General features: G+C 67.0%; 2 protein-coding genes. One reads left to right on the top strand and one right to left on the bottom strand.

From position 1 onward, the window contains the following. Positions 1-8 precede the first annotated feature (8 nt). The gene (locus tag ACFWN1_RS33150) at positions 9-788 is read right to left on the bottom strand and encodes an SDR family oxidoreductase (protein ID WP_384370440.1); all 780 of its coding nucleotides are present in this window, start codon (positions 786-788) and stop codon (positions 9-11) included. 79 nt (positions 789-867) lie between these two features. Here ACFWN1_RS33150 and ACFWN1_RS33145 point away from each other — a divergent pair, with 79 nt between their 5' ends. Beyond that, a complete protein-coding gene (locus ACFWN1_RS33145) occupies positions 868-1,464 on the top strand; it encodes a TetR/AcrR family transcriptional regulator (RefSeq protein WP_384370437.1) in 597 nt (198 codons plus the stop codon). The last annotated feature ends 313 nt before the right edge of the window (positions 1,465-1,777 follow it).

Here is a 1,777-nt window from a genome sequence, read left to right as displayed (position 1 = left end):
GATATGGGCTAGATGGCGGGAAGTTCGCCGCCGTCGACATTGAGGCTTGCCCCGGTGATCCACTGGGCTCGGTCGGATACGAGGTAGGCGACGGCCTCGGCGATGTCGCGGGGGTCTCCCGGGCGTCCCAGCGGAATGCTCGCGGTGGTCGCGGCGAGGTCGACGCCCATCGCGTCGGCGAAGGTCTGGCGGACCGCGTCGGCGCCCGGAGTGAGCACATTGCCGGGCATGATCGTGGTGACGCGGATCCCGGCGGGCGCGAGCTCGGCGGCGAGCGCCTTGCCGTAGTTGTTGAGTGCGGCCTTGGCAGCGCCGTAGTGCGCCATCGGCGGGCCGGGCAGAATCGCCATGCCGGAGGAGATGTTGACGATCGCGCTGCCCGCCCCGGCTTCGTTCAGCGCGGGCAGCAGCGCGTTGGTGACCCGCACGGCGGACAGGAAGTTGAGGTCGAGGGCGTCGAGCCATTCCTCATCGGGGATCGACGAGATGCCCCCGAGGTGGGTGCGGGCCGCGCCGGCGTTGTTCACCACGATGTCGACGCCGCCGAGCTCGCGCAGCGCTGCCGCAGTGAACGCCTGGACGCCGGCGAGGGTGCTGATGTCGCCCGGGATGAAGGTGGCGTCCTTCGGCGTCTCGTCAGTGGCGCTGCGTGCCGTCGCGACGACGCTCGCACCGCCGTCGAGCAGTCGCTGCACGATGGCCGCGCCGATCCCGCGAGAACCGCCTGTGACGATTGCGCGCTTACCGGCAAACTCGGTGATGTCTGCGGATGCAAGAGTTTTGAACATGCGTTCATAATAACCACGTTCTGGAACGAACGTCCAGAACGTTCTGGAACTGATGTTCAGAACGGCGTATAGTGGAAACATGGGGCGTCCACGAAAGTTCGATGAGCACGACGTGCTGGTCGCCGTGCGCCGGCAGTTCAACGAAACCGGCTACCACGGCACGTCGGTCGAGGACCTCTCCCGCGTGACAGGGCTCAGCAAGGGCAGCCTCTACGGTGCCTTCGGCGACAAGGACGCTCTGTTCCGACGCGTCTTTGAGGAGTACTGCGAAAGCTCCGATCAGAGCGCCACGGCCCGGGTCGAAGGCCCGGACGACCAGGCGCTCGACCGCCTGCGCGCCTGGCTTGCGGCGCCGGAGGGCTGCCCAGACCGCCGCGGCTGCCTGCTGGCCAAGACCACCGCCGAACTGGCATGGGAGGACGACGCCATCGCGGCCCGGTCACTCGCAGCCCACGAAACCCTGCTCGCGAGCTGCCGCTCGCTCATCGAGCAAGCTCAGCGCGCCGGGCACATCGACCCAACCGCCGACCCTACGGCACTCGGCGGGCTCGTCCTCGCCACTCATCGCGGACTTGAGGCACTCCTCAAAGCCGGCGTGGACACGAAGACGCTGAACTGCATCGCCGACACGGTGATCGACAACATCACGCTCAATCCCAAGCACACAAGCGCGTAAAGACCCCACCCCCGAAGACCGCATGGACCGGTCCGGTGACATCGATACTGTGACGATCCGCAGCCGGTGCAGCTCGATCGCAGAGCCGACGTCCAGCACATGCAGCGGACCGTCGTACAGCGCCACCTCAGTCGACGAGCGGCCGCATAACAAGGTTCTTGGCCGCGATCTGCTGGAGCTGGCGTTCGGTGGCGCCCGGTTCCGGGGCGGCTGCCACCTGAACCGCCCCGGTTCGAATGGAGACTCGATTCCGTGTAAGGATCAGAGTCATGGCACGTCCCTCCTCCTATCCCCCTGAGCTGCGCAAGCGCGC

The organism is Streptomyces sp. NPDC058459, from assembly GCF_042721685.1.
Classification (GTDB): Bacteria; Actinomycetota; Actinomycetes; order Streptomycetales; family Streptomycetaceae; genus Streptomyces.
Note: the sequence above shows the minus strand (reverse complement) of the source record. Positions and strands in the feature narration are given on the sequence as shown.